Annotated in this window: 6 protein-coding genes; all 6 read left to right on the top strand. The window is 59.5% G+C overall.

The window, feature by feature from the left end; all coding sequences use genetic code 11:
- Positions 1 to 171: 171 nt before the first annotated feature.
- Positions 172 to 1,158 carry an AAA family ATPase gene (locus tag VFE81_RS25920; RefSeq protein ID WP_325047314.1) on the top strand — a complete coding sequence of 329 codons (987 nt, stop codon included), beginning with the start codon at positions 172 to 174 and terminating at the stop codon, positions 1,156 to 1,158.
- The gene (locus tag VFE81_RS25915; RefSeq protein WP_325047313.1) at positions 1,155 to 1,409 is read left to right on the top strand and encodes a hypothetical protein; all 255 of its coding nucleotides are present in this window, start codon (positions 1,155 to 1,157) and stop codon (positions 1,407 to 1,409) included. Before VFE81_RS25920 ends, VFE81_RS25915 begins: the two co-directional genes overlap by 4 nt.
- Positions 1,406 to 1,789 carry a hypothetical protein gene (locus tag VFE81_RS25910; RefSeq protein ID WP_325047312.1) on the top strand — a complete coding sequence of 128 codons (384 nt, stop codon included), beginning with the start codon at positions 1,406 to 1,408 and terminating at the stop codon, positions 1,787 to 1,789. Before VFE81_RS25915 ends, VFE81_RS25910 begins: the two co-directional genes overlap by 4 nt.
- Positions 1,782 to 2,006 carry a hypothetical protein gene (locus VFE81_RS25905; protein WP_325047311.1) on the top strand — a complete coding sequence of 75 codons (225 nt, stop codon included), beginning with the start codon at positions 1,782 to 1,784 and terminating at the stop codon, positions 2,004 to 2,006. Before VFE81_RS25910 ends, VFE81_RS25905 begins: the two co-directional genes overlap by 8 nt.
- Positions 2,007 to 2,010: 4 nt before the next feature.
- The gene (locus tag VFE81_RS25900) at positions 2,011 to 2,244 is read left to right on the top strand and encodes a hypothetical protein (RefSeq protein ID WP_325047310.1); all 234 of its coding nucleotides are present in this window, start codon (positions 2,011 to 2,013) and stop codon (positions 2,242 to 2,244) included.
- Positions 2,231 to 2,454 (top strand): single-stranded DNA-binding protein (ssb, locus tag VFE81_RS25895; RefSeq protein ID WP_325047308.1); only part of this gene is annotated, 224 nt, incomplete at its 3' end. The genes VFE81_RS25900 and ssb, both read left to right, overlap by 14 nt.

Below are 2,454 nucleotides of genomic sequence, written 5' to 3'. Positions count from 1 at the left end.
CGCAGCCAGCAGGGAAGTATCGGCCGCGAAGTCGGTAAACGACAGCGGAATGCTTCCTGCTGCGTACCGCAACGGCGCCAAACCCACCCGTAATAACCCAGCACCAGGCCACGCCCCGGCCGGCAAACGCCGCCGGCAGTGGCGCTAACTCAACTCAGGAAACACGACCACATGTCAGTTATCAACATACGCGAAGCGCACCGCGAAGGTGCTCGACTGGTTATCTGCCTCGCCGGCATCAGCGGCGGCGGCAAGACGTTCACAGCGCTGCAGCTCGCCTACGGCATGGCGAATTTCAATTCGAAAAAAGTCGGTTTGCTCTGCACCGAAAACGGTCGCGGTCGGCTTAACTCCGAAATCCTGAAGAATGAAGCCGACGTTATCCAGCGATTCCAAGTCGGCGACCTTGATGCCCCGTTCAGCCCGAAGCGCTACACCGAAGCCGTGCTTGAATTTCAAAAGGCAGGCGTCGAAGTGCTGGTTGTCGACAGCGGAAGCCACGAATGGGAAGGCACCGGCGGCTGCGAAGAAATTGCCGAGAGCGGCGCAGTGCGGGGAATGAAAGATTGGGCGACCGCGAAGCGCGAACACAAAAAGTTTGTGAATGCGTTGCTCGCGTCGGATATGCACATCATCGTATGCGTTCGCGCACGCGAAAAGGTAAAGATCAGCAAGGGCAGCGACGGCAAAACGGTCGTGGAGCCGCAGGGCTTCCAGCCGATTTGCGAAAAGAATTTCATGTTCGAAATGACCGCCTCGTTGCTCATGTGGAACGAAGGCACCGTGCAGGAAGTGATGAAGTGCCCCGCCGACCTTCGCCCTATGCTCGCGCGCGGAAACGGCTACATCACGCCCGCAGATGGTAAGGCCATTCGTGATTGGGTCGACGGCGCAAAGGCACTTGATCCCGACGTTGAAGCGGCGCGCAACATGCTCCGCAGTATCAGCGAGAAAGGCATGGATGCGTACAAGGCCGAGTGGCCGAAGCTGTCGGCGAAGGTGCAAAAGGTGCTGAAGGCTGACGGTTCGCATGATCGCCTGAAGCTGGCCGCCGAAGCGTTCGACAAAGCTCGCGATGCTGCCAAGCCTGGCGGCGAAGCACTGGCAGGCTTGAATGCCGAGCTGGCCGGCGATGATGCGTCGGGTAGCTTCGAATGAAAGCCGCGATTTTATTTGGTGCCCTGTCGCTACTGCAGCGCACGCACGGCCGCCGCAAGCTGCAGGGCGGCACCTTCACCCCGGCGCAGCTCGCGGCGCGCTGGAAAAGCGTCTACACGCTCGGCACGCTGGCGAACTGGCGCAGCGCCGGCCGTGGCCCGAACTTCATCAAAGTTGCCGGCCGCGTGCTGTATACGCGTGCCGCTGTCGAAGCGTTCGAACGCGCAAAGCTCGCGGAGTATGTCCGATGAGCCGCCCCGGTGAGTTTGTCGAGATACCCGGCGGTGTAACCGCCGAAACGCTCGCATGGTTTGCGAAACAGACAAGGGGCGAGCCGATGGCGATTTTCGCCCCCGGCTATGACTCTCTCGCATCCGTGCTGCGTCGCGCGTTCGAACAGGCCAGCAAGGGCAAGGGCGCCGAGCGTCACGCGCAGTCATCCCCGTTCGAAGCCCAGCCGATGCAGACGATCAGCGAGCTGGTCGGCATCGGCTTCACGCTCGGTCAGGCCATGAAAAAGGCGCAGGAAGCGCAGCGGCTTCCACACGATGCCGCGATCCGCGAACTGCTCGGCGCGATTAACTACATCGCGGGCGCGGTGATCTTCATGGAGCGCACACAGCATGGCTGACGTGATCGACATGGCCCAGGACTTCGACGCGCTGAACCTTGCGCAAGGGCTGGCCGCTCAGAAGATCAAGGCTGCGCACACGCCGCGGCTACGAGCCGAAGGCTACTGCCTCAACGCCGATTGTGAAGAGTCGTTCAATAACTCGGCGCAGCTGTTTTGCAACCCGGCGTGCGAGCGCGAACACGCGGCCCTCACTACTCCATACGCAAGGCGCTAACACCATGCAGAAGAAACACCTTATCGCGCTCGCGATTGTTTTCGACTGGCTCGGCCTGTCGGTGCTGAAGTTGTGCGGCATGCCTGCGTCATGGATTGACATTTTCATGCTCCCAGTGATGACGGCAATTTCTGCATTCATGCTGCTGGTGATGATCGCTTACGCCGTCGTGCTCGCCGATTTAATTTACACAAACCTCATTCTGAAAAAGGCAAATAACCACCATGGCATCGCTTAACAAAGTCCAGATTATCGGCAACCTCGGCGACGATCCCGAAACGCGCTTCGCGGCCAGCGGAACGGCGATTACGGAAATCAGCGTCGCCACGACAGAAAAATGGACTGACAAACAGTCCGGCGAAAAGCAGGAAAAAAAAGAATGGCATCGCATTACTTTTTTCGGTCGGCAGGCTGAAGTCGTCGGCGAGTACATGAAGAAGGGGCGACC

This window comes from Paraburkholderia sp. (assembly GCF_035656215.1).
In the GTDB taxonomy this organism is placed as follows: domain Bacteria; phylum Pseudomonadota; class Gammaproteobacteria; order Burkholderiales; family Burkholderiaceae; genus Paraburkholderia.
The sequence above is the reverse complement of the archived record's forward strand: the minus strand, read 5'-3'. Positions and strand labels throughout refer to the sequence as shown.